Annotated in this window: 24 protein-coding genes and 1 tRNA gene; 13 read left to right on the top strand and 12 right to left on the bottom strand. The window is 35.1% G+C overall.

All coding sequences use genetic code 11. From position 1 onward, the window contains the following. Positions 1 to 2: 2 nt before the first annotated feature. From phytr_RS04630 to fabF, 8 genes are all read left to right on the top strand, one after another. Positions 3 to 521 carry a 5-formyltetrahydrofolate cyclo-ligase gene (locus phytr_RS04630; protein WP_106874708.1) on the top strand — a complete coding sequence of 173 codons (519 nt, stop codon included), beginning with the start codon at positions 3 to 5 and terminating at the stop codon, positions 519 to 521. Continuing rightward, positions 515 to 1132, top strand: a complete 618-nt coding sequence (locus tag phytr_RS04625) for a CvpA family protein (protein ID WP_106874707.1) — start codon at positions 515 to 517, stop codon at positions 1130 to 1132. The genes phytr_RS04630 and phytr_RS04625 overlap by 7 nt, the downstream gene beginning before the upstream one ends. Next, positions 1129 to 1845 carry a twin-arginine translocase subunit TatC gene (gene tatC / locus phytr_RS04620; RefSeq protein ID WP_106874706.1) on the top strand — a complete coding sequence of 239 codons (717 nt, stop codon included), beginning with the start codon at positions 1129 to 1131 and terminating at the stop codon, positions 1843 to 1845. The genes phytr_RS04625 and tatC overlap by 4 nt, the downstream gene beginning before the upstream one ends. Beyond that, a complete protein-coding gene (gene serS / locus phytr_RS04615) occupies positions 1842 to 3116 on the top strand; it encodes a serine--tRNA ligase (protein WP_106874705.1) in 1275 nt (424 codons plus the stop codon). Before tatC ends, serS begins: the two co-directional genes overlap by 4 nt. Positions 3117 to 3130: 14 nt before the next feature. Beyond that, positions 3131 to 4159, top strand: a complete 1029-nt coding sequence (recA, locus tag phytr_RS04610) for a recombinase RecA (protein ID WP_106874704.1) — start codon at positions 3131 to 3133, stop codon at positions 4157 to 4159. 14 nt (positions 4160 to 4173) lie between these two features. Next, a complete protein-coding gene (fabG, locus tag phytr_RS04605) occupies positions 4174 to 4899 on the top strand; it encodes a 3-oxoacyl-ACP reductase FabG (protein WP_106874703.1) in 726 nt (241 codons plus the stop codon). A gap of 203 nt (positions 4900 to 5102) precedes the next feature. Then, positions 5103 to 5414 (top strand): acyl carrier protein, encoded by a 312-nt coding sequence (locus phytr_RS04600; protein WP_106874702.1) that lies wholly within the window; start codon positions 5103 to 5105, stop codon positions 5412 to 5414. A 6-nt stretch (positions 5415 to 5420) separates the two neighbouring features. Further along, positions 5421 to 6662: a beta-ketoacyl-ACP synthase II gene (fabF, locus tag phytr_RS04595; protein WP_106874701.1), complete on the top strand. Its 1242-nt coding sequence runs from the start codon at positions 5421 to 5423 to the stop codon at positions 6660 to 6662. 26 nt (positions 6663 to 6688) lie between these two features. On the opposite strand, the gene phytr_RS04590 is transcribed toward fabF, so the two are convergent. The 6 genes from phytr_RS04590 to phytr_RS04565 all read right to left on the bottom strand — a co-directional run bounded on the left by phytr_RS04590 (position 6689) and on the right by phytr_RS04565 (position 14787). Then, complete coding sequence (locus phytr_RS04590; RefSeq protein WP_106874700.1) at positions 6689 to 7870, bottom strand: ankyrin repeat domain-containing protein; 1182 nt, start codon at positions 7868 to 7870, stop codon at positions 6689 to 6691. A gap of 249 nt (positions 7871 to 8119) precedes the next feature. Further along, positions 8120 to 9091, bottom strand: a complete 972-nt coding sequence (locus tag phytr_RS04585) for an ankyrin repeat domain-containing protein (RefSeq protein ID WP_106874699.1) — start codon at positions 9089 to 9091, stop codon at positions 8120 to 8122. A 147-nt stretch (positions 9092 to 9238) separates the two neighbouring features. Then, on the bottom strand, positions 9239 to 12649 hold the full coding sequence (dnaE, locus tag phytr_RS04580) for a DNA polymerase III subunit alpha (protein ID WP_106875042.1): 3411 nt from the start codon (positions 12647 to 12649) through the stop codon (positions 9239 to 9241). 1 nt (position 12650) lies between these two features. Continuing rightward, positions 12651 to 13442: a glycosyltransferase family 2 protein gene (locus phytr_RS04575; protein WP_106874698.1), complete on the bottom strand. Its 792-nt coding sequence runs from the start codon at positions 13440 to 13442 to the stop codon at positions 12651 to 12653. Beyond that, positions 13439 to 14554, bottom strand: coding sequence for a glycosyltransferase family 4 protein (locus phytr_RS04570; RefSeq protein WP_106874697.1), 1116 nt, complete (start codon positions 14552 to 14554; stop codon positions 13439 to 13441). Before phytr_RS04570 ends, phytr_RS04575 begins: the two co-directional genes overlap by 4 nt. Next, positions 14554 to 14787: a BolA/IbaG family iron-sulfur metabolism protein gene (locus phytr_RS04565; protein ID WP_106874696.1), complete on the bottom strand. Its 234-nt coding sequence runs from the start codon at positions 14785 to 14787 to the stop codon at positions 14554 to 14556. Before phytr_RS04565 ends, phytr_RS04570 begins: the two co-directional genes overlap by 1 nt. Positions 14788 to 14900: 113 nt before the next feature. On the opposite strand from phytr_RS04565, the gene phytr_RS04560 reads away from it, so the two are divergent. Then, positions 14901 to 14976: transfer RNA gene (locus phytr_RS04560), tRNA-Lys, on the top strand. Between the two features lie 3 nt (positions 14977 to 14979). Here phytr_RS04560 and phytr_RS04555 read toward each other — a convergent pair. Beyond that, entirely contained in the window at positions 14980 to 16293 is a 1314-nt protein-coding gene (locus phytr_RS04555) for an ATP-binding protein (RefSeq protein ID WP_106874695.1), read from the bottom strand. Continuing rightward, the gene (locus phytr_RS04550) at positions 16286 to 16948 is read right to left on the bottom strand and encodes a response regulator transcription factor (RefSeq protein WP_106874694.1); all 663 of its coding nucleotides are present in this window, start codon (positions 16946 to 16948) and stop codon (positions 16286 to 16288) included. The genes phytr_RS04555 and phytr_RS04550 overlap by 8 nt, the downstream gene beginning before the upstream one ends. A gap of 78 nt (positions 16949 to 17026) precedes the next feature. Between phytr_RS04550 and dapA the strand changes: the two genes are divergently transcribed. Then, complete coding sequence (dapA, locus tag phytr_RS04545) at positions 17027 to 17893, top strand: 4-hydroxy-tetrahydrodipicolinate synthase (protein ID WP_106874693.1); 867 nt, start codon at positions 17027 to 17029, stop codon at positions 17891 to 17893. Positions 17894 to 18002: 109 nt separating this feature from the next. Here the strand turns inward: dapA and phytr_RS04540 are convergent, their stop codons facing one another. Together phytr_RS04540 and phytr_RS04535 are read right to left on the bottom strand one after the other, a co-directional pair. Then, on the bottom strand, positions 18003 to 18194 hold the full coding sequence (locus phytr_RS04540; RefSeq protein WP_106874692.1) for a nucleotidyltransferase domain-containing protein: 192 nt from the start codon (positions 18192 to 18194) through the stop codon (positions 18003 to 18005). An 8-nt stretch (positions 18195 to 18202) separates the two neighbouring features. Continuing rightward, the gene (locus tag phytr_RS04535) at positions 18203 to 18850 is read right to left on the bottom strand and encodes an ankyrin repeat domain-containing protein (protein ID WP_106874691.1); all 648 of its coding nucleotides are present in this window, start codon (positions 18848 to 18850) and stop codon (positions 18203 to 18205) included. Positions 18851 to 19032: 182 nt separating this feature from the next. Between phytr_RS04535 and phytr_RS04530 the strand changes: the two genes are divergently transcribed. Beyond that, positions 19033 to 19971 (top strand): MBL fold metallo-hydrolase, encoded by a 939-nt coding sequence (locus tag phytr_RS04530; RefSeq protein ID WP_158706866.1) that lies wholly within the window; start codon positions 19033 to 19035, stop codon positions 19969 to 19971. A 57-nt stretch (positions 19972 to 20028) separates the two neighbouring features. Here the strand turns inward: phytr_RS04530 and phytr_RS04525 are convergent, their stop codons facing one another. Then, entirely contained in the window at positions 20029 to 20736 is a 708-nt protein-coding gene (locus phytr_RS04525) for a phosphatase PAP2 family protein (RefSeq protein ID WP_106874689.1), read from the bottom strand. A 12-nt stretch (positions 20737 to 20748) separates the two neighbouring features. On the opposite strand from phytr_RS04525, the gene phytr_RS04520 reads away from it, so the two are divergent. Both phytr_RS04520 and phytr_RS04515 read left to right on the top strand, forming a co-directional pair. Next, positions 20749 to 22422 carry a ribonuclease J gene (locus tag phytr_RS04520; RefSeq protein WP_106874688.1) on the top strand — a complete coding sequence of 558 codons (1674 nt, stop codon included), beginning with the start codon at positions 20749 to 20751 and terminating at the stop codon, positions 22420 to 22422. Next, a complete protein-coding gene (locus phytr_RS04515; protein ID WP_106874687.1) occupies positions 22409 to 23395 on the top strand; it encodes a polyprenyl synthetase family protein in 987 nt (328 codons plus the stop codon). Before phytr_RS04520 ends, phytr_RS04515 begins: the two co-directional genes overlap by 14 nt. Positions 23396 to 23457: 62 nt before the next feature. Here the strand turns inward: phytr_RS04515 and phytr_RS04510 are convergent, their stop codons facing one another. Next, positions 23458 to 26262, bottom strand: coding sequence for a sodium:solute symporter family transporter (locus tag phytr_RS04510; protein ID WP_106874686.1), 2805 nt, complete (start codon positions 26260 to 26262; stop codon positions 23458 to 23460). Positions 26263 to 26312: the final 50 nt, after the last annotated feature.

The following is a 26312-nucleotide window of genomic DNA, read 5'->3' as shown; positions in this document are numbered from 1 at the left end:
TAATGATAGAAAAAAAGCTTCTACGCGAGCAAATGAAGCAATATGATAATTTCATACCTGATCCAAACATAATTCAAACAATCAAAAACGTTTTAGAAAAATTAAATTTCCAAGTTTTAGGCGGTTATGTTGCAATTAGAGGAGAAGTAAATATTAATGAGATTTTCACTATCTTTCAAGAAAAAAGTTTTGCTTTGCCTAAGCAAATAAATAATGAATCTATGGAATTTGCCGAATATAATTTGTTCGATAATTTGGAAATTGCAAATTCTGTTTTTCTGCAGCCCATAAATAATAATTTTGTTGTTCCCGATGTTTTACTCATTCCAGGAATTGCATTTGATCAGCAAAAAAATCGATTAGGTAGAGGTGCAGGATTTTATGACCGATACCTTAATATAAACCCCCAAATTATAAAAATTGGCATCTGTAAACATGAGCGCCTGCTTGACTTGGTTCCATATTCTTCGCAAGATGTTAAAATGGATTATATAGTTACTGACAAAACTCTAATATGTTGAATTTATTGGATGCAATTTCTGGCAGCATCATGATTTCTTGCTGCTTATCTGGTTTTTATAAAGGGGCAATAAGACTCATATTGGCAAATTTAATTTTTATATTTGCATTTTTCTTAGCTGGAATACTTTTTCCTTCCACCCACAGCATAGCAAGTGAGTATATTTCATCAAATTTTATCGTAAATATTCTCGCTGGTGGCATATCTTACATCATAAGCCTTATATTATGCAGCATATTTTTTAGACAAATCAAATCCATCATTAATCCAATCTGCGGAGGATCCTTTGATAAAGCTTTTGGACTTATATTGGGTATTATCAACGGTGCTGTAATAAGCATATTACTTTTTTTAAGCATCTCATTTGCTTTATATAAATACGACCATAAAGCTTCTTTTGATAACCTACATCAATTTGTGGATATCTCTTTAAAGGAAAAAGGCCCTAAATGGCTCGAAAAATCTTACAGCGCTTCTGTTACAAAACCTCTTGTTCAAACTATCATTACCAAACCTTGGGCAAAAGATGCCTTGAAAAAAGTACACTTAGATATAGGCAAAAAAGAGGATAAATCTTTGAAGGAACAACTTGATGAAGTTCTTGAGAAATGACCCTAATTAGACACAACTATAAAGAGCATTTTTATGAACTAAAAAAACGGCTGAAGTTATGTTTAATATTTTTATTTACAGCCTTTGCATTTAGCTATTATTACAAAAAGGCTATTAGCAGCATCCTGCTTGCCCCCCTCTTACATATATCAAATTCTCATTTAATTTACACATCCCTGCCCGAATCCTTCTTAGCTCATTTAAATATTTCGTTTTTTACTGGTTTTATTTTTAGCTTACCGTTTTTTAGCTACCAAATTTATCTATTTATAACACCAGGACTTTACGTTCAGGAAAAAAAGATATTTAAATCTATATTATTTGCCGCTCCGTTTTTATTCTGGATTGCGTGCGGGTTTGTATATTTTATAATTATCCCCATAGCGTGCAAATTCTTTTTAAGTTTTTCTCAAGCAGAAGGATTTAACGTAGCTTTCCAAGGTAAAATAGAAGAGTATTTTTCTCTTATCATAAAGCTAATGCTTAGCTTTGGAGCCGTCTTTGAACTACCAGTAGTCTTAATCATACTTTTCCTATTGAAAATGATAACCCTTGAGAGTATGATCAGAAAAAGAAGAATTTTTATCGTAATTAGCTTCATAATAGCAGGTATCTTAACGCCTCCTGACGTTGTAACCCAATTTATGTTAGCTATCCCTATGTGTTTATTATATGAGGCTGCGATAATAACTTGTAAAAGATTAGATACATGATTGATATAAAATGGATTCGGCAAAATCCTGCTAGCTTGGATGAAAATTTAGCGAAAAGAGGGCAAGATAGTTTATCTAAAGAAATTTTAGATCTAGATAAAAAAAAGAGAGATTTAACTCTGAAAATAGAGCAATTACAGCAAAAAAGGAATCAAACAGCAGCAAATCTAAGCGGTTTTCCTGATAAAAAAAGTAGCCAGTTTCAAAAACTCAAACAAGATGCTGCTAAAATTAAACAAGACTTAGAAGCTTTAGAAAAGGAGCTTGAAAACAATAAACAGCTAGAAGATATTCTGGATCGCTTACCTAATATACTAAATTTCGATGTACCAGTCGGAAAAGATGAAACTGAAAATAAATTAATCAAATCTTGGGGAAATCCTAAATCTGGCACTCTGCACCATCAAGATATAGGTCAGACATTAGATGCTATGGATTTTCATAGCACCGCAAAAATGTCTGGCTCGAGATTTGTTACACTATCTGGACCTTTAGCGCGTCTTGAGAGAGCCCTTGTGAACTTTTTACTAGATTTTCATACATCAATAGGTAATTTCGAAGAAATCTCCCCACCATATCTAGTAAAGCATCATGCAATGTATAATGCTGGAATTTTGCCAAAGTTCTCTGAGGATTCATTTCGAGTTGAAGAAGAATTTAGACTAATACCAACAGCTGAGGTTCCTTTAATTAATTTAGTAGCAGATCAAATTATCTCTCCCGAAGAGCTGCCTATGCGCTTAGTTGCATACACTCCATGTTTTAGATCTGAGGCAGGTAGCGCAGGAGCAGATACCAAGGGTTTGATTAGAATGCATCAGTTCTCAAAAGTTGAACTAGTAAGCATTACAACACCCGATAATTCAGAGGAAGAGCACGAATTTATATTAGCTCAAGCACAAAAAGTTTTAGAAAAGTTGGAATTACCATACCGAACTATGTTACTATGTTCAAGAGACACTGGTTTTCAATCTAGCAAAACTTACGACATTGAAGTATGGCTTCCATCCCAAAAGCGCTATAGAGAAATATCCAGTTGTTCAAATTGTAAAGATTTCCAAGCAAGAAGAATGAAGGCAAGGTTCAAAGAATTTGGTCAAAAGGAGACAACTTTTCTGCACACGTTAAATGGCTCAGGGCTACCTTTGGGACGCACTATTGCCGCAATACTTGAAAATTACGTAGAAGCCGATGGGAGCGTTACCGTGCCAACTTGCTTAGTTAATTACATGGGGGGAATGAAAAAAATTAGTCCTAAAATAAAAATATAATAGTCTTAAATTTTATGAGTATAGAAAAAGAACAAGCACTAGCTGCAATAATTAGCCAAATTGAAAAAGATTTTGGTAAGGGCTCTGTAATGCGTTTAGGGCAAAAACAAACCATTGATGTCGACGTAGTTCCAACTGGATCCCTAGGCTTAGACCTTGCTTTAGGAGTTGGAGGACTGCCAAAGGGACGTATTATCGAAATTTTCGGACCTGAGAGCTCAGGTAAAACTACGCTTACGTTGCATATTGTAGCTGAGGTGCAAAAATCGGCAGGCACATGCGCATTTGTCGATGCAGAGCATGCCCTTGATCCAACTTATGCCAAAAAACTTGGAGTTGATGTTGATAAGCTTATCATCTCTCAACCTGATACAGGCGAAGAAGGACTTTCTATTGCTGAGTATTTAATAAGATCAGGCTCTGTGGACTTAATTGTTATCGATAGTGTTGCAGCATTAGTACCTAAAGCAGAAATAGAAGGAGACATAGGTGACTCTCACATGGGTCTGCAAGCAAGGCTTATGAGCCAAGCTTTAAGAAAATTAACAGCACTTGTTTCTCGCACTAACTGTATGGTAATTTTCATCAATCAAATACGTATGAAAATTGGTGTAATGTTCGGAAATCCAGAAACTACAACAGGAGGGCATGCATTAAAATTCTTCTCATCTATTAGGATGGACATAAGAAGAGTTGGCTCTATTAAAGAAAAAGATGAAGCAACAGGTAACCAGACTAGAGTTAAAATTGTCAAAAACAAAGTTGCACCTCCATTTAGAGTAGTAGACTTTGATATCATGTACGGCACCGGAATCTCTAAAGTAGGAGAAATTGTAGATATTGGAGCAAGACTTGGCCTGATAGAAAAAACTGGTGCTTGGTTCTCATATAATGGCTCAAAAATTGGGCAAGGTCGGGAAAATGTAAAAAAATATCTTCTAGAAAATGCCAACATTTCAGATGAGATTGAACAAAAGATTAGACAACATTATAATAACCACGAAGGATCTGCGGCAGCCGCGATCTTTGAAACAGAACTATAATACGTTGGATTTAAATGATAAATTTTAAAAACAAGATAGCTCTTGTAACAGGAGCTTCTGGCTCAATTGGAAGAGCTTGTGCAAAGTTATTGCATGCTCATGGAGCGCATGTGATTTTAAGTGGCACTAACCTCAATAAATTAGATGACCTTGCAAATGAGTTAGGTACAAGATGCGAGATAAAGGCGTGTGACCTATCAGATCATGCTGCCGCTGAAAAATTAGTAGAAGATTTAGATGACTTGGATATTTTAGTATGCAATGCAGGAATCACCGAAGATTCTTTAAGTATCAAGATGTCAGTAGACTCATTTAAAAAAGTTCTGGATGTAAATTTAGTTGCAAGTTTTGTCCTAAATAAAGCTGCCGTAAAAAAAATGATGCGCAAACGTTATGGGCGTATTATTAATATCTCTTCGGTTGTAGGATTCATTGGCAATCCTGGTCAAGCAAATTATTGCGCATCTAAAGCTGGACTAGTTGGTATGTCAAAAGCTATGGCAGCAGAAGTTGCAACAAGAGGAGTAACAATTAATTGCATTGCCCCAGGATTTATCGAATCCAATATGACTGATAAACTCAATGACCAACAAAAAGAATATATGAAGGGCAAAATACCTGCGGGCCGTTTTGGTGAACCCCAGGACGTTGCAAATGCCGTAGCCTTTCTAGCGAGCGAGCAAAGCTCTTATATAAATGGCCATACGATTCATGTAAATGGCGGCATGCTAATGCTATAGACAAAATGATTTTTTGGTATTTTTGGTGTCGCTGTCGTTCGCGGGATTCTCTAATACTTTTGAGTATTATCAGGTTTTCCGAGCGTCTGCTCCTAAAAAATCCCTAAAAATAATCCTTTTGCAGTACCACTAGTTTTTAGATTAAATTTGTGTTAAAAATATAGTGTATAATTTTCAAATAACCTAAATTGTAGTAATAAAGTATGAGCGAAAAAATAGATTGGGCTTCAGCTTCTCCAGAGCAAGTTAGTGAAAAAGTGAGAGCTATAATCTCTAAAAATTTTAGTCAAAACAAACAACAAGCAGAATATCTTGCTAAAAATAATGATGAGCAAGCAAAATTTGCTGAAATGGGTCTTGATAGCTTAGATATCGCCGAATTTAGCATGGCTTTAGAAGACACTTTTGGTTTGCCAGAAATTGAAGAAAAAGATCTAAAAGAAATGGCAACAATCCAAGATGTTGTAAAGTACATAATTACAAAAAAACAACCTAGCGCAGCACCTGCTGCTTAAAATCTAATGAGAAGAGTTGTAGTAACGGGCATCGGAATACTTTCTCCTCTAGGTCTTGATGCAAAAGAGACCTGGCAAAATATTTTAGCATCAAAAAGTGGCATCAAGCCTATCAAATATTTTGATACAGAAAGATTCAACGTGAAAATTGCTGGGTCTATCCCTGAAAACTTCGACCCAACACTTTATATTGAACCCAAAGAAGTCCGCAGAATGGATCTTTTTATTCAATATGGCCTTGCTGCAACTCATCAAGCAATCCAGGATTCTGGGTTAATGGAACATACCACTGATCAGTTATTAGAACGCACAGGCGTCATGATCGGATCAGGTATTGGAGGTCTGCGTATGATTGAGCAAACTGCTGTAGACTTTCATATGAACAATGCAAAAGTTAGCCCATTTTTCATCCCCGCCTCTCTTATTAACCTCACATCTGGTCATGTATCAATTAAATATGGCTTTTCTGGCCCTAATCATTCTGTAGTAACAGCATGTGCAACAGGCTTACATGCAATTGGAGATGCTGCTCGTTTGATCAAATATGGGGATGCTGATGTAATGATTGCAGGCTCAAGCGAAGCTGCTATTACGCCAATAGGTGTAGCTGGTTTTGCTGCCGCTAAAGCTCTTTCTACAAGCTTTAATGATACTCCCGAAAAAGCATCTCGTCCTTGGGATATGAGCAGAGATGGTTTTGTCATAGCCGAAGGCGCTGGTATTGTTGTATTAGAAGAGTTAGAGCATGCTAAAAAGCGTGGAGCCAAAATTTATGGTGAAGTTTTAGGATATGGTTTATCAGGCGATGCATACCATATTACAGCACCCGCTCCTGAGCATAGAGGTGCACAAAAAGCTATTTCTAGAGCTATGAAAGATGCTGGTCTGAATTTTAATGAAGTAGACTACATTAACGCTCATGGCACCTCAACAAAACTAGGAGATACTGCTGAGTTAAATCTGGTACAAAAAATGTTCCACTCTGTTAATCCTAAAGTGAAAATGTCTTCTACTAAATCAGCTATTGGCCACTTATTAGGTGCATCAGGAAGTGTAGAGTTTATTTTTACTATACTTGCTATGCGAGATAACATTGCCCCCCCTACGATCAACCTAGAAGAACCTGAACCCGAAGTTATAATGGATCTAGTACCTTTAAAAGCAAAAGAAGCTGATATCAAAGTTGCAATGACAAATTCCTTCGGATTTGGGGGGACTAACGCAAGTATTGTGGTTAAGAAGTTATAATATACTACAACGCGGGGGATAAAATTTTATACAATATCTTCTAAATCTCCATCATAATCACCTGATAAATCAACTTCATTATTTATAAAGGTATCTTTATCTGATGTTTCATCCTCATCTCGAAAGATACTCTGAGCAATACTCAATAGTTTTTGATCAATATGAAATCGAGCATAATCTACAAGGTTTTTAAAAATATTGTCTTTAGCTATAGGCTTTTGTAATTCATAACCTTCAGTATCAAATAAAGCCTTAATATTATTCTTATCTGCAAAGAATTGATAAACAAAATAAGACGTAAGATCCATTTCAATACCTTTCGCACTTCCAAGCATCAACAATAACGCCTGATTTTTAGTCGTTTCACCCTGAAAATTAAAGTACATAATTGTCTGTATCGATTGTTTTGAGATTTTTGCTCCATGTTCTATTAATAGACTTAATGTTTTTAGTCTTATGTTCTCAGGGATTATGATTTCTTTACCATTTCTTTCGCAATGGATAAATACTTTATCTATACCAGAGCTATTAAGTTTGTCTTTCGCGTGAACATTAGCTCCTTTTTCTAGCATAAATTCTATAATCTCCGTTTTACATCTTGGTAAAGCTATAAGTAAAGGAGTCTTACCATCTAAGTCTCTTGCATTGATATTTGCCCCTTTTGCAATGAGTAATTTAGCTATTTGATGCGATTCATCACACATAATAGCTAAATGCAACATAGGATCTCTATCTTCATCTCTGGCATCAGGCGAAACCCTATTATTTAAAAGCCAGTTAATAGCTTCTAAATTATTATGGTAAATGGCACTAGCAAAAAGATCACCCGTTTTTTTAAGGTCTCGAAGCGAGAAATAACGCAATAACCCTATATCTAAAAATCCTTCCATCACGAAATGTAATAGAGTGATGCCAAGTTTTCGATCATATGGGTTTATATCCTTTTTACCAAGTTTAAGCCAGAATATTTCCGTTTTAATTGCTTTAGAGTGTTCTTCTTTTCTAGAAAGCAGTTCATCAATAAGCTGTTCGCGTTTTATCTGAAAATTTTGGATTAATTTATGATCATCTTCTGCAGCCTTACGATATATACTCAGTTCCCTTGAATAAGCAAATAATTTATTTATAGTTTTTTGTGGCGCAACCTTAGGATTAAATCCAATAAGTTCTCGTACATAGCTCAATAATCTATTTATAGCGCTTATCATATATACTTTTAATAAGTTAATTATAATGTTACAGATCGACTATAAAACTAATTGTATATGATATGATGAATTTATTAATGATACGTAAAGTTAAATCAATTTATTGTCTAAGATAGAGATATCAAAACAACTATTTAGCATACTAGTCCAGAGGCACTTTAAGAGTAGGTTCTGAATAAAGTAATTGAAGAATCATGCGGAACGTGAAAGAGACTGCAGCCCTTAGAGTTTGGGTCTGCAAATGATATATTAAGCAGTGGTTGCTGGGTCGTAGTCAAAATCCCCTGTCAACTTAGCATTAGAATTTTGATCTGTATCTAATGTTTCAATCTCTTGAGTTGATACAAATTGAGCCATATCCAATGCTTTTTGATCATCCCAATCTTGTGCATAATCTTGCAGGCTTTTGAAGATATTCTCCTTCGCAATAACCTTTTGAGATTCATAACCATCAATAGCAAATAAAGATTTGATATTATGATTGTTCATGAAGAATTGATATATTAGATCAGATGATAAATCTACCTTAATCCCTTGAGAACTACCTAGCATCAACAATAAAGCCTGGCTTTTTATAGTTTCATTTTGAACATTACTATATATAACATGACTTATTGAGTGTTGCGTTATTGCAGCTCCATATTCGATCATTAATTCAATAATTGGTATGTTATGCGTTAAAGCAGCACCGTCCAAAGGAGTGTAACCATCCACATTCGGGGCATTAATATCGGCGCCTTTATCAATAAGTAACTCTACAATTTCCAACGAATTACCTTTCCAAAATGCTAATTGTATCATGGTATAGCCATCTTCATCTTTAGCATTAGGGGATACACCGTTATCTAAAAGCCATTTGACTACTTCTATATTATCATAACAAATAGCTTGAGCTAAAACATGACCAAGTTCTTCATGGTTGTTAAGTGTCAAATACTTTAGTAACTTATTATCTAATAATTCTGCTATCACAAAATGTAATAAGCTGATGGATGTATTGGAGTCGATATCTTTGCCAGCTGCTTTGAGTTCTAATATTTCTTTTTCAATAGATTCTGTATGTTCTTGTTTCTTGGACTGAAGTTCACGAAATAGTTGATGCAATTTTGACTTTGATTCAACATAAACAAATGTATCATCTAATTGCTGATTAAATTCTTCCTCTGCATACTGATTCAATTTTTCTTCATAATTCAGGAATTGATCTATAGAGCTTATCATATATATTTTTATGTATTAATTATTATTCAATAATAACATAGTTACGATATTATTACAATAAGAAAATATATTTTTTAGTTAATAATAAGATAGGATTTTAACTCTTAAACTGAATAAACTTAAGATTCTTTTCGGAGCAAAAGATAATTATTTAGCATATTTATCCAGGTGCATCTTATCTGCAGATTCTAAATAAAATATTTGTGGCAGCACTAGTGTTGCCAAAAAGTTCGTATTGTAATTTATAATTACCTCAATCTTAGCATTATGCTTACTTTTAGATTTCTTAGCTTCAAGAAAAGATAAGCATTCTTGGAGTTGGTCATTCTTAAGCCGAAGTGTTAGGTTATAAAAATTACCTTTCATTAAATCATCCATTTTTTCTACTGATACTAAGGTTGCACGAATAGAATGCTCACTCTTTTGAACCTCACACTCAAATACCCCGCTATATGCCACTTGTAAAGCTTCACCATATTCTTTAATCACTTCTTCATTAAATATGGAAACCTCTATCAAACCATGCAGATCTGATAAAACTAAGTTGATAAAACGACCCCTTGCAGAGCTACGTGTATCTTTTTTCTGAACGGCTGCGGCAATCTTGATCCTGCTCTGACCATTTTTCACAAATTGAAGCTCTTTTGAGTTAACAAGGTTAGCACAGATAATATGCTGAGCATAAAACTTTACGGGGTGGAACCGCATAAAGCTTCCTAGAACCGAAAATTCCTGGACAGATCTTTCTAGAAAGTTATAATCTTTAGATATTTTGGTCAAAATCTCTGTCGCAATTGGTCCACCAAAAAGATTTAACTGATTTGTTGATTTATTTTGATGATGAGAAGCGCTATGAGCCATAAGCCTCTCAATACTCTCAACGAGCTGCTTGCGGTTATCATGAAGGCTATCAAAACATCCAGCTTTAATTAGACTTTCTAAGGATTTTTTGTTTGTTAAATTCATCCTTTCAACAAAATTCACTACACTAGTAAAATTACCCCCCTTCTCTCTTTCACGAAACACCTCATCCCCGAATGAAGGAGTTACTCCCTTAATTGCACCAAAAGCAAATAAAATTGTATCTTCCCCATCCATCACAAAATATCCGGTGGATACATTTACATCAAGAGGTGTAATTTTGATTCCATTTTTCTTAGCTTCATCTACGAATATCAAGATTTTATCGTGATCTTGGATATCCAGATTCAAAGCAGCTGTAAAGAAGTATGTAGGATAAAGGGCCTTAAGATAGGCTGTTTGATATGATATTACCCCATAAGCAGCAGCATGTGCTTTGTTAAATCCATAACCAGCAAATTTTTCAACTAATGCAAAAATCTCCGTTGCCTTTTCTTTAGAAATTCCGTTAGCTAAGCACCCTTGAGCAAACATCTCTTGTTGAGCATCCATCTCAGCACGTATCTTTTTACCCATTGCCCTCCTGAGCAAATCAGCCCTGCCTAAAGAATATCCCGCCAAGACTTTTGCGACTTCAAGCACTTGCTCTTGATAAATTATTACACCATAAGTATCCTTCAGAACAGTTTTTAGCTTCTCATGAGGATAATATGGCTCTTGCTCACCGTGCTTACATGCTATGTAGGTTGGAATATTATCCATTGGACCAGGACGATAAAGGGCACTAAGAGCCATTAAATCATCAATACAGTCAGGCTTGAGTCTTTTTATAGAATCTCTCATACCCACACTTTCAAACTGAAATACTCCAACAGTATGGCCCCGTGAAAGCATCTCATAGACTTTTGGATGATCTAGCGCAATATTTCCAATATCAATTTCAACACCTTTTTCTTTGAGCAATTTTAGGCAGTTTGAAATTAATGTGAGAGTTTGAAGACCTAAGAAGTCGAATTTAATAAGGCCTGCAGCTTCTGCATATTTCATCGAATACTGCACTATATATAACTTAGATGCCTTATCCATATATAGAGGCACAGCTTCTATGATGTCATGACCCGATATCACCATACCTGCTGCATGAGTTGAGACGTGCCTATGAACACCCTCAAGTTCAAGAGCTGTGTTTAGCACTTCTTGTATCAACTTATTAAAATCTTCTCTTTCTTCAGGATCTTGGGGCAATCCTAAAGCTTCAGGGTTGTAAAATCCTTCTCCTTGGTAAAGACGTTTTAACTCACCTACTTCTTTTATCGCTTGAGAAAGCGTAACGGGATTTACGGCATTAAAAGGTACAAGCTCTGTTAAATAGTCAGCATACTTATAAGGCACATCCACCACCCTTGCAACATCTTTAATAACACCTTTAGCCTGCATGCTGCCAAAAGTGATAATATGCGCTACGCGCTCTTTACTATATTTATGTATAACGTAATCTATCACCTCATCTCTTCGTGCCTGACAGAAATCGATATCAAAATCAGGCATTGAAACCCTTTCTGGATTTAAGAAGCGCTCAAAGATTAGTCCAAATCTAAGTGGATCAAGATCTGTAATTTGCAAGCTCCATGCAACAATAGATCCTGCTCCAGAACCACGTCCTGGCCCTACTGCAATTCCTTGAGACTTACTCCAGCTGATAAAGTCAGATACAATTAAGAAGTATCCAGCAAACTTCATTTGGCATATGACGCTAAGCTCATAATCTAGCTGCTTAAAATACTGCTCACGTGGCCCGCTTAGCTTATCCAATAACTTAAGACGTCTTTCTAATCCCTTGTATGCTTGCTCTTTAAGGGCTTCATCTTCGTTTGTTGCAAAATTTGGAAGATGCATGTCGCGGGGCATAAAACAGCTACTACAGCGCTGAGCAATAAGCCAAGCATTATCGATTGTACTGGGTGCATCTTCAAATAACTCAAACATCTGCTGAGGTGATTTAAAATAATGCTCTCTGTTGGAGGTAATTCTGAGATGGTCATACTGCTTAGTTCCTTGCTCAATGCAAAGCAATATGTCGTGCACATTATGCAAAGTACTATCTGCAAAAAGTACGTCATTAGTCGCCACAACTGGTATTTCTAATTTTTCGGCTAAACCAAAATACGATACCTCACAAGTCTTATCCCAGCCATCACGCGTAACTTCAAAGTAGAAATTATCGCCAAAAATATCCTTTAGCTCGCCTGCAAATTGTTTAGCAAAGTCAAAATTACTCCCTAAATGTTTGGTAACAAGACCTTTTTTGTATGAGGAAATAGCAATAATACCTTCCCTGCATTCTTTAAGGTCATCCAGCGTAATATGAAGCTTTTTTTTTCTATCGTTTTTGATGTATGGGTAGCTTGCAAGTTTTAATAAATTAGAAAGCCCCTTTTGATTCTTAGCAAGTATTATTACTTCCGCAAATTCAGATTTATGATATGCAAGATCTAATATTATGCCTTGAATTGGCTGCAAACCTTTTTTCATAGCAGCCATACTGAACTCAAGGGCGCCAAATAGGTTATTACGATCTGTAAGACCTACTGCAGGCATATTAAATTTTAGCGCTAAATCTATTATTTTATTGATCTTGATGGCACTTTCTAAAAGCGAGTAGGAACTTTGGACTTTTAGATGTACATAATTCTGCATCTTACTTTGAATTTTGTAATTCATAAACTTTTGCAAGTCTTATAAACCTGCTAAAAGCGAACATGTAAGAATAAATGACGCCATATGTTCCAAAAACCCAGTATCTCCTTATAAAAAAATATTTAAAAAAACATAGAAAAAACTCTGTATACATCCTTAATTTAGATACTCTGCGACCTTGCTTAGCCAAAGTCTTTGCAGCTTCATCTGTATAAAAATTGATCTTTGTTAGCAAACCGCTAATGCTTGTAAATGATCTGTGATAAACCGGCGAAACAAGTGTAAGAAGATTATCTTTTTCTTTTAATCCCGGCAAAAGTAAAGCTGAATCATGAGTCGTGTTTGGGTCTGAGGTATTTGCAAAGCTAATATAATTGCGGTTGTATAGCCTCGTAAATAAGTGGGCAGGAGCTCCTAACCTTGGCTTTTGGTCATTTGGCAGCAAAATAGTGACATGCATCTTATAACCTTTATACTTATCCTGACTTGCTGACTGAAAAATATAGTTAATTTCATCTTGCAACTCGGGAGAAAGAGCTTCATCTGCGTCTAAATTCAGTATCCATTGATGCTTGCATAAGCTCTCTCCAAATATTTTCTGCTGGGTATACCCTGGCCACTCTTTAAAAACTACATTTGCGCCTAAATCTTTTGCAACTTGAACCGTATTATCAGTGCTACCACTATCAATAACAATAATTTCATCCACAATATTCTTGATACTGTTTATTGTATGTCCAATAAGTTTTTCTCCATTCTTAACTATGATAAAAGCCGAAATAGGGTTATTCATAACAGTCTTTGATATATTTCTAGAGTTTTTTCTTGCATTTTTTGCAAAGAGTAGTTGCTTAACACACAGTTCCTTGCTTCAGTAATTATTTCAGCATGTTTAGTTGTACCTAATATGTTAAGAGCATAACTAATTTTATCAGATAAGTCACCTGCATTTCCGCAAGAAAAATGAAATCCATTAACTTCATTTTGAATGGTTTCTGCCGCCCCACCAATATTTGATGCAATAACTAATTTGCTCATACTTTGAGCCTCAGTAATTACCCGACCAAAAGCTTCGGGACGAGTTGAAGGGGATATAACTATATCGCTCAACGCATATAAATGAGCCATATCTTGCTCTGTATCAAAAATTTTCACGGAAAGTTTTAAAAGTTCTATATTCTTTTGAAGCTCCGCCACATAATCAGGACGTTTATTTTTATCTCCAACTATTAAACAATAAAAAGATTCTTTTTTTAATTTAGATAAAGCATCCAGTAGTATTTTATGACCTTTCCACTCAGTTAAGCGACCAGGCAAAAGTAGTACGCACGCTCCCTCAGGTACTCCATAGGCTATTTTCATAGCCTTAAGCTTATTTTGATCAATATTTTGAGGATTAAAATAATCTATATCTGTTCCTCTGTGGATAACTGTAATTTTATCTTCGCATATATCATAGTTACCAGTGAGATAATCTTTGACCCAATTTGATACGGCAATTACCTCATCCCCTTTAGTCATGATGCTGTTATAAAAATTCTTGAAAAAATTAGTATTATAAACCCCATGAACTGTTGTAACAAACTTCACTTTAGCTCTACGGCAAGCATAGTAACAGCTCCATGCTGGCGCTCTTGAGCGAGCATGAACTATATTAACTTCAAGGTCCCTAATTATATTACTAATAGCTTCTATGTTCTTCCATATTACTAAAGGATTTTTACTAGCAACATTTAAGGTAATATGCTGGATGCCCGCTTCTTCCAATTGAGTTGTCATAGGTCCTCCAGAAGAAAGAACTAAAGATCTATGACCTTGTTTTGCCAAAAACTTAGCGATATCAATAACTCCTCTCTCAACACCTCCCGAAACCATGGAAGGCAATACTTGGAGTATGGTTGCCATTAAGCAGTGGTAGTTTTCAAAGTTACTGCATGCAAAACTTCTGAATCAAGAAGGTTTGATAAGGCACTTTTGACGCTTCTATGTTGCTCGATTAGTGATTTATCTTTGAAAATACTTGACTTGACTTCAATATAATAACCTAACTTACTGCAATCTAATGCCTTAAGGGTCACCTGCGCATCTGGAAGGTTTTTTCGAATTGCATCTATTATAGTTTGATCATTAACTTTCATATATTTTATCTAATTTACAGATTATTTGCTTGCTTTTAAGCTTGTTTTTACTTCACAAATATAGTATCATACTCAAGTACTTATAGAGAATACTTTCTACAATCTTTCTATAGGAGCCTGTAGCTCAGCTGGTAGAGCGCTTGACTTTTAATCAATAGGTCCCGGGTTCGAATCCCGGCAGGCTCACCAACTTTACTTCTTTATACTCATTACCTCAACACAAGGCAAAGTAACCCTCACAAGCAAGCCTTTTAGGTGTCTAGATTTTAGTATCTCGATAATCCCGTTATGTTCTTTAATAATTTCATACGCAATTGCAAGACCTAACCCTACATTGCTTTGAGTATTTAGATTTCTTGCCTGATCTGATCTATAAAATGGCTGCAAAATAAGCTCCCTTTCTCTGATTTGTACACCCGGACCATTATCCTCAATATCAAGAAAAATCATTTCCTTTTTGCGATATATTGAAATTAGAGCTTTTTTGGCATACTTTGCACTATTTGATAAGATATTATCGAGCACCCTGCAAAAACTCTGGGTATTAAGACGCACCACCAAACCTTCTCCAACTTTTCCAAAATCGACTTTCAACTTGGTAGTTGCAATATGCTTCAAATATTCCTTAACAAAAATCACCAAATTTACGTCATGCAATTGATCAATGATGGTACCTTTAGCAAAACTTAAGTAATGCTCGATCATTCCAGTCATAGCATCTAGGTCACTTTTTATCATTTTCATTTTATCATCCTCTGGCATCAGCTCCATCTGCAATTTAAGTCTGGTTAAAGGAGTCTTCAGGTCATGGGAAATCATAGCTAACATTTTTGTATGTTTATTCATTTGATCTTCTATCCTTTTTCTCATTTTGATAAAAGCAAATCCCGCATCTCTTATTTCTTTTGCTCCTTGAGGCTTAAAATCTTCTTTAAAATTAAGTCCCTTACCAAACAAATCTGCAGCCTTAGCAAGGGCCAATATCGACTTAATTTGATTCCTGGCAAATAAAATCGAAATAATAACTACGAAACAATTAGAAAGCAGCCACCACCATTTAAACACATCAGTGGTAAAGCTGACTAAAGGCTTATTTAAAATACTAAAGTGATAAAATAAAAAGCCTTGCCGAATAAAAATTTCCGATGTATGAGCTTTTTGAACTATACGAATAAATGGAAATCTTTTACTTAACTCTTCAAACAGAATCTCGAATTCTTGCTTTTTAATTCTATTGTTTACGTTGGTATAATCTGTATAAGTTTTTTCAAATACGATATTATACCTTGTAGCAATTTGCCTTGCTAAACCCATTTTTCCTTGCTCTGCCACATCAATTACAACAGAAATGTTATTTGCAATAAGATAGCTTGTGCGTTGAACCACATTATTCCAATGTCTTTGATAAAAAATGTAAAGAATTAAGCACTGAAAAAGTATTGTAGGCAATATGATGATTAACATGAACCTGGAAACTAAAGATTGCGGCAAAAGCTTCTTAAACATGCAATACGTATCCTAAATGCCTTACGGTTTGAAGATATTTTGATTCCCCATCTTGAATTTTGGAACGAAGACGAGTAATTTGCACATCAATTGAGCGGGGACTCAAACTTCCCATAACTTGGGACAAATCGTCTCGAGAAAGAACTTGATTTTTATTTGATATAAAAAGATCTAGTAATTTTTGCTCCGTCGATGTTAAAGGCAAAGGTTGACCAGATTTTAAGAATTCTTTCGTGATTAAATTGTATGAATTTTGTCCAAAAACAAATATCTCTGAATCTGGCTTTTGCTTAGAATAAAGGTCAAGTAAATTTTTTGTGCGCAGCAATAATTCCTTTGGGTCAAAAGGTTTACTAACATAATCATCCGCTCCAGACTCAAGACCTTGAATCCTATCTTCTACTTTATTCAAAGCCGTAAGCAAGATAATAGGGACATTTTGGAGTTTTTTGATACTGCTTGTAAGCTCAAATCCTGTTACCTCAGGCATCATAACGTCTATAATGAGAAGGTCAAATGACTCTTGCTCTAAGATTTTTTTTGCCTCCTGAGCGTTTAGTGCACCTGATGTGAGATAGTCATTTTTATTTAGAAATTCTGTTAAAAGCTGCAAAATGCGCTCATCATCATCTACAACCAGTATCTTCTTTTGCATGTAAAATAATATTTTGCATAATAGACATCCTTCAGCCCTGCCATTATAATACTATAATAAAATTTTTGCATTTTAAAAATGTTTCATCACACTATAACAGCACTTGTAACACCATTATTACAAAATAAAATAGATTTTCATAATTTAGAAAGATTAATCGACCATCAGTTTATAAATGGCATTAAAGATATAGTCATTGCTGGGTCTACAGGGGAAGGGGTGTTATTAAGTGATGATGAATATGAAAATTTGCTACAAGCAGCAGTAAAAGCAAATAAAAAAATAAATGTAATCGCAGGTTGTTCAAATGGATCGATTACAAATGCAATTAAACGTTCAAAAATAGCAGAAAAAGCTGGGGCAAAAGCAATTTTAGCTACGCTCCCCTTTTACGTAAAACCTCCTCAAGAAGGTATTGTTGAGTATTTCAAAGCAATACATAATGCCGTCAATTTGCCTTTAATTTTATATTCCGTACCAAGTCGAACTGGTATTGATTTTGCAGATGATACAATATGCCACCTAGCTGAGTTAGAGCGAGTGGTTGCATTTAAAGATGCAAGCAGAGAATTTGAACGCCCTTTAAGGCTTACAAGAAAAACTGGACTAAGCTTTTTTGCCGGAGATGATTCCACCTCTCTTGCATTTAATGCTCAAGGCTGCAAAGGAGTTATTTCAGTTGCATCTAACTTATTCCCTAAAGAGATATCTGAAATACAAAACGCTTGGTTTAGCAACGATGCCGCAAAAGCTGTCCAGCTTCATATGGATATGTCAGACTTTTACCAATCTCTTTTGCTTGATACTAACCCTATTGCAATTAAATATGCTTTATCTATAGCAGGTATGTGCAAAGAAGATACAAGACCTCCTCTTGCTAATTTAAGTGATAAAAATAAAGAGATCGTAAGGGCAGCTGTGATGAAGCGTATTAAAATTTCTTAAGGATTTGATATTTTATCAACAACAAACTTTAGAATGCTGCGGCAAGAGTTTTTGAACCAATAGGATATTCCGACATCGAATACAATATTCCGACACCGAATACAATATTTTAATAGATTAAAACAACCAAAAGATCTATATCACTTTTGGATATATCAAAATCATTATAACTTAAAGAACCAGTAAGATATAGACCCGCAAGTTTTTGCTGGAAGATTTTTGTAATGCTTGATGCAAAAAACTTCAGTATTTCGGTTACACTTTTCTGTGTAGTAATATTATTAATATTATAACCGATCATTGGAAGCCTTAGAGTCCAACTGCCTCTTCAGTATAATCGCCTAATTGTATTTTTAGATCTTGAATAAATGGTTCAAGATATAACTGACAACCATCTAAAGCCCATTTGAATTTTTCAAGAGATACCCTTGTTGATTCATCTATTGCGCAAAGTGACTCTTGTATTTGACAACCCAATTTCAATAATTTGCCGTGAAAAGTTTCTAATACCTTGTAAGTTGGAGGTATATCTGAGATATTTGGTGGAAGTTGGGGTAATTGGGTAACTTGCTCTAAATAAATAGTGTTTTCAGCTTTATCAGCCATCATTTGAAATCTTGCGAGTATATTTTGATAAGATATTAGGTTACCCTTATATCTAGCTAAAGGTATGTAATCATTAATCAAGTTCTCTATATGATGAGGAATTTCAGGATCTTGTAACTCTTCTATCAATATTTTCTTAAGCTGGTCTTCTGATTCTTTACTTTTGTTATTTGCCTTGAAATATTCCAGTAAAGCTATTAGGATCTTAAAATTCCCGTGCTTAAGAGCTATTTGAAAGCATATCCCATCTCTACCAACTAGATCTATGTCTGTTTCTTGCTGCAAAAGCGCTTTTAATTCTTCCAAATCATCTTTTATACAATAGTAATAGAGTTTATCATATTTATCCATATGATTTCATCAACTGTTTAATCGTATTCACTTAAGATACAGTAATCTACTATATCAATATTAATGCAAACTAAAATTTAATACAAGAAATCTATATGTTTATAACTTTTTGTATGAGATATACTAAATATACAATTTCTACAAAAATAATGTTACTATCTAAATTTCAAAGATAAATGCTTATGTCAAAATTTCATAATCCAGATAAAATAAAAGTGCCAAGGAGTTTTTGGGCAGTTTTAAAATGGAAACTCACATCTCCTAAACCACCAGTTTGGCCTAAAAAAGTAATTTATACAAAAGATATTCCTCCCAGCAGAGTAAATGATGATAGTATAAGGATTAGCTCCGTAGGGCATGCAGCGTTTTTAATCCAGCATCAAGGAAAAAATATTCTGACAGATCCTGTATGGTCGAATAGAGTAGGGCCATTTAATATTGGGATAAAAAGAGTTGCTGATGTTGGAATTGATTTCGACATGTTGCCTAAAATAGATTTTGTACTTGTTAGTCATAATCACTATGACCATTTAGACGTAGCAACCTTAAAGATGCTGGAAAAGCGTGATAAACCCGTCTTTATAGTACCAGTTGGTAATGAGAAAACTCTAAAAAGACCAATGCCAAACTCTAAGACAGAAAGCTTAAACTGGTACAACTCTATAGCTTTTGCGGACTTTAAAATTCACCTCATCCCCTCTCAACACTGGTCTAGTCGAACACCTTTTGATATAAATAAAGCTCTTTGGGGAGGTTTCATAATCGAGAGTAGCAAAACTCAAATATGTTTTATTGGCGATACGGGCTATGATAAGAAAATGTTTGAGGAGATTGGGCATAGATTTAACAATATCTCATTTGCAATTCTGCCAATTGGATGCTACGAACCAAGGTGGTTTATGGAAGATGTACATATGAATCCTAGAGAAGCTTTGCAGGCATTTTTAGATATGAAAGCCAAATTCATTATCCCTTCTCACTTTGGCATATTTCAGTTAGCAGATGATGGATACAATCAAGCTCTAGAAGATTACGAACAAAGCCTAAAGGATCTTAATATCAATTCCTCACATTTGCTTAAACCTGGTGAGTTCATATTAAAAAGCAGTGATTTATTTTAATTTGCGTGAAGATTAACAGTGTAATTTATCTAATTTGCATTCACATCTATCTACAAATTAGGTATTATTAACAAAAAATTTGGGATGAAATATAATTTCCCAGCATATGTAGTTAACCAATATCACTATAAATCCAGAACCAAGCACGTCGCTTAAAAAGTGCGCCCCTTGAACAATTCTGCCAAAACCCACTAACGACCCTATTAAAATGCCCGCATGAAAAAACCCAGCAAATCTTCTTCTTGATACTATAAAGGCAAAAGAAGTCAGATAGTAAGCAGCTGCAGCGTGGCCCGAAGTAAAGGAACAATTGACATTACATTGATCAGATAATACAAAAGGTCTTGAAAAAATTTTATGGCCCCCAAATTTTTCTATTTCTATTGGTCTTGCCCTACCAAACTGATTTTTAAATAAGGTATTTACAATCAAACCAGGACCAATTGCAAGAGAAATTATTAAATATATAAGGGTTCTGTTAATTTTTTTATATAGAAAGTATTGGTATATGAGTATACAAAAGTATATAATAGCAGCAGTATTAATTATCAAGAGAGTATACTTAAAGCTAAGCATAGCGAGGTAGTGATGCCTGTAGTAAAACCCTTGATTATAAAATAAGTTGGAGAAAGATATATCTAAATCAGGCAATAGAAATAATATCGTAAAGATTGATCCAAACGTAAATAACCAAAAAAATATGATGCTTTTATAGCAGTAGTTCTCGGCGGCTTTGTCGCCTAATTTTTTATAACTTTTTTTCATAAAACATATTATATGTCATTTGATCTAAAATCCCATAAGGATAAATTATTATTTATTCCATTAGGTGGTACAAACGAGATAGGAATGAACCTAAACGTATATCACTTTCAAGGCAAATTATTAATAGTAGACTGCGGCAGCGGTTTTGCTGATGATTCAACTCCAGGCGCTGACATGGTAGTTGCAGATCTACATTTTCTCACCGAACATAAAAAAGATATTTTAGGCATGATTTTAACACATGCTCATGAAGATCATTTAGGAGGAGTTCTATTTTTATGGTCAGAATTGCAGTGCCCTATCTATACTACTGATTTTACAGCAAGTTTCTTAAAAATAAAGCTTTCTGAGTTTGATATTGCAAGTGATATTAAAATTAACACCTTAAGACCGGGTGGAAGATTTGCATTAGGGCCCTTTGATATTGAGCTTGCGCCTCTTACGCACTCAGCCCCTGAAATGCAGGCCCTTATGATCAGAACAGAAGTTGGTAATATCCTGCACACCGGCGATTGGAAGTTTGACCCAGATCCAGTTGTAGGCAATCCACCCGATTTAGATTTATTTAAAAGCTATGGCGATGAAGGCGTACTTGCTTTAATTTGCGATTCAACTAACGTCTTAAGCGAAGGACATTCTGGCTCAGAGGGACATTTGCGAGATAGTTTGATAAAATTAATAGCGGATTGTCCTAACTTAGTTGTAGTTACAACATTTGCATCAAACTTAGCAAGATTAGATACTCTTATCCACGCAGCAAAAGTAGCTGGTAGGAAAGTTGTTTTAAGTGGTAAAAGCTTGCACCGTATGACTAGCGCAGCTCAGGATAGTGGTTATTTGGAAGATGCGGTATTCTTAAGTGATAAGGAAGTTAAATCTTACCCAAAAGAAAAGTTATTAGTCATTGCAACCGGCTGCCAAGGTGAACCTCTTGCTGCAATTAATAAGATGGCAGATAATTCGCATCCTTACATTAATTTATCCGAAGGAGATACTGTTATCTTTTCATCAAAAATTATTCCAGGCAATGATAAACGTATTTTCCGCCTATTTAATCAATTTATCCAAAAGAAAATTGAGGTAATTACAGAAAAGGATCATTTTGTACATGTCTCTGGCCATCCATGCGTTGATGAACTAAAGAAAATGTATGAATTAATTAGACCAGATTGCGCAATTCCTGTACATGGAGAGCCAATCCATATCCATGAACATGGACGTCTTGCAAGATCTTGGGGAGTTAAAAATGTTGTAGAAGTTAGAAACGGCTCAGTTGCATACCTCTGTCCTGGCGAATCACGCCTAGTTGGCACAGTTAAAAGTGGATATTTTGCAATTGATGGTAATTGCTTAATACCTAATAACTCAGACATATTTAAGTTTAGAAGACGCATGAGAGATGGAGGTCTTGCAATCGTCACTTTAGTGTTCAATAAGCACTACGATCTTGCGACAGAACCAGTTATAAACTTCCCCGGAGTACTAAGCGACATACTTGATGGACCTGAAATTAAAAAGATTAGGAATAACTTGGTTACTTTAATCAACAAAAACAAACCAAATCCAGGTTCTGATTTTAAGGAGAGCGTGCGGAAACTTGTGGCATCATTTATGAAAAAAATATTCCAAAATCAGCTAGGTAAAAAGCCCATAACAATAATCAACATTGAGAATGCAAGAGCTTAAACAACCTAGCAGCATAGAGAAAACCCAAAATTTTCTTGCGGATGATATCAAGGCTTTGGAGAATCTAATGCTAAGTTGCTTTGCTGGAGTAAGCGAAGATTTAATACAGGATATTGCATCGCACCTTTTGATCAAGGGTAAGGGTAAAATGATAAGACCCTTGCTCTGCATGCTGACAAGTAAAATGCTTGGCTATAAAGGCGATGCGCACATAAAACTTAGTGCATCTATTGAGCTAATACACCTAGCAACCCTTCTGCATGATGATGTTATAGATGAAAGTGATATGCGCAGGTCTCTACCTACTGCAAATGTAATTTGGGGTAATAAAGCCAGCATCTTAAGTGGCGATTTTTTCTTTAGTAAGGCTTTTAAATTAATGGTCTCAGCTGGATCGCTGGCAAGTTTAGATGTACTTGCTGATACTGCCAGTAAAATGGTGGAAGGGGAAGTGAAGCAAATGCTGAATTTGCAAAATAAAACTTTTATTTCCCAAGAAGATTATTTCCAAGTCATAGAATATAAGACCGCTAAACTCTTTTCTGCTGCGTGTAAGGTAGCAGCCTTAATATCTCAAGAAGAATATGTAGATACATTAGCAGAATTTGGCCATTTATATGGAGTAATATACCAAATTCAAGATGATACAGCTGATTATTTTAGCAATAGCACCGGCAAACTTAGAGGAAAAGATTTTCTTGAAGGAAAAATCACCCTGCCATTAATAATGCTTCAGAATAAGGTAAATCAAACCGAAAGAGAAGTGATTGAAAAAATCTTTGAAAATGAGCGTTCTCAACAAGACTTAGATAAAGTGTTGAGCTTAATGAAAAAATATGAAATTCTTAACGCTCTTGAGATCAAGGTAGGTAAGCTAGCAAATCAAGCTAAAAATTTGTTAAACAATATAGCGCGCTCAACCCAAGCAAAAAATCTGTTAACGGATTTGGTCAACTGGCTGGCACATCACTAAACTATTTATCAATTTTTAGGCACTGTCAACTAAAATTAACAATGCTTAAGCAAAAAGTGCGGTTATCTTAAAGGTAAGGTAACCGTAAACAAGGTCCAACTCTCTCCGTCACTTTCGGCTAAAATATTTCCCTGATGAGCGGTCACAACCTTCTTACATAAAGCAAGACCAATACCTCTACCACCAGAAGGAGTTCTAGTTTTAGAGCTAACCATAAATTCTCCAAACACCTCCAAAAGCTCAGAAGGAGGTATACCTATACCACTATCTCGAACATAAAGACGTAAGAATCTATTACCTAACCTCTCCAATGTAATTTCAATCAAACCATGTTCGCAATACATAATTGCATTAATGATAAGATTATCAAGCATCTGCTGTAAATAATACTTATCACCCCAAATACGAATTTCTTCATCAGGTAGATTAACGATAAATCCTCGCGTTGAATCCTCTTCTTCATAAAGCTTGCGACAAGTTTTAATACGTTCTTGTAGAAGCTCTGAAAAGTTTATGTCTTCAGGCTTTAGTTGAAACTCATTCTTATTTAATTTTGCTAAACTTGCAAGGTTAGAATCAAAACTCTCTAAACGCACAAAACTTTTAAAAATTACCTCTGCTGCTTCCTTTTTTTCCTTGTCGCTCAAGTTATCATGGGAATCATAAAGCATCTGAGACATGGCCATAATACCAGTCATAGGAGTATGATACTCGTGCTGCATATTACGGATGAACTCAGATTTTAAAGATAAAGCATCCAAAACTTGCTTTTCTTGGGCTACTAATCTGGTGCCAAGGTGTAATACTTTCTCCTCTACAAGTGATTGGCGCTCTTGCTTTGGTTTGATAAAGATAATCAGTAAGCTTCCTATAAACAATAAAATGTAGATTAGCTGTAACCTCAATGATATTGCCTCTAAGTTTAAAGAACCAGGGAGATAGATATTAGCGAAATTAACTGAGAACACCGCTCCTAAAATAATCATTGTTAAAGCCCATTGCCACCTTACTAGAACCGCAATCATGATAAGATTAATCATTAGGATCATAACTTGGAAAGTAGAAAAACTACTTATTATAGCAAATAAGAATCCTATAAATATTAGCCCATAAAAGGATACTATATTCCATACTATATGCGCTATGACTTCGCATCTTTTCCATGGCTCAAGCCATAAAGGATAGCTCAGCAAAGCGGTGGCTGAAAACAATACTGAAGGGGTAATAATTTGGAATAATTCAGAGAGATTCAGCTTAATATAATGATTGACGGTCGCCATATTAGCATACAGAGATATGCAAGCAAATAGCCCGGTATAAATATACATCAGCTCATTATTAGGGCTGTTTTTTTCCATAAATTTGGAAAAATTGAATTCCTTAATGGATTTAATGAACTTCTTTATTCTAGCACTTCTTTCCTGTTTTATGGCAATTAGAGGCGCTTGATCCTTGATACCAATCCAACCACCTTCTTGCCTTAAAAGATAGTGGCTAGCAAATAAGAACACCATGTTAGCTACCATACCTGGTATTATTCCTGGTATGTGTTCAATTTGTAAAAATTGCTCCCAGGTAAATACTGTAATAGCTCCTGCGGCCATACCGATTAATACTGCTTTAGTGCTGCTGCGAAAACCAAACACGGCTAATAAGAAAGGCACTGTAACTACAGGCATATAAAACATATGAGCAGCGATTAAAAACTGCATTAAGCTAATTTTACCTGTACCGATATTGCTTGCTAGAGATAATCCAATCGCTCCAAGCACCAAGATGGCTGAAATAATACGCGTTATAAGCAATTCTTTTTTAATTTTCATTCCTAAAGGCTTGCAAAGATCATGTACAAAAAGCACAGAAGCTGAGTTAGTATAAGAGTCAGCTGTCGACATTATCATAGCCATAATACCAGCTAAAATAAATCCTCTCAAACCGGGATAAGATTGGTCAAAAATAATAAATTTTACTACGTTTATAGGTACTAGATTAGGGTGAGCAGAAAAAGTTAAAATACTGATAAAATCTATTGATATGATAATGAAAAACCAGATAAATCCAGCGATCACAAAGGATTTGGTAATTTGTCTTGTATCTTTTGAGATTGCTACCCTTTGAAAAAAAGCTGGTCCAAAACCAGGTATACCATTAAATAAAAATAAACATAAGTAATATAAAGATTTAGGTCTAGTAAAATCAAAGACTTCATGAAAATTAAAGAATCTTTGCGTCACTTCAGGATGTGATAGGATACTTGAAACATGCATCTTATCAAAGATAAAAAATGCTAAAGTCGGTAGCATTGTAGCAAAGGTAATGAGCTGTATTACGTCAGTAAATGTTACAGACCTCACGCCCCCTAGGGTTGAATAAAGACCCATAATAACACCCCCCGCAATAATTCCATATTCTGTTGGACAATTAAAACAGTAGGAAAAAATCAAACCCGAAACTTGTAACTGAGCCGCAATAACTCCCACAGACATTGTTAATCCGGTGATAGCCGTAATAGCTCTAGCACCTGTACCATACAAATCTCCCATGGCTTCTGCTATGGATAGCTTATCTAAAAACTCTCCCATACGCGGTGCTAGAATTATACCTATTGAGAACATACAAATAACGTCTGCGCAATCACCTAAAATCTGATATAGGCCATTTTTATATGTCTCTTCCACCATGCCAAAAAACACATTACCACTAGCCCAAGTAGCAACAATTGTAGCGGCAATAGTAGCTGTAGTAAAATTCTTATTACCTATCGCATATTCTTTAATGGTTCTAACGCCGTAACTTGAAAATAGCCCTATTACTACGCTAGCTAATAAGAAACTTATAAAAATTATCGAATCAAGATTTAAAGTCATTATTTAATATAATTAGGGATTAAGATATTTTGTAAGATCAGTTTGCTCCA

This window comes from Candidatus Phycorickettsia trachydisci (assembly GCF_003015145.1).
GTDB classification, from domain to species: Bacteria; Pseudomonadota; Alphaproteobacteria; order Rickettsiales; family Rickettsiaceae; genus Phycorickettsia; species Phycorickettsia trachydisci.
The sequence above is the reverse complement of the archived record's forward strand: the minus strand, read 5'-3'. Positions and strand labels throughout refer to the sequence as shown.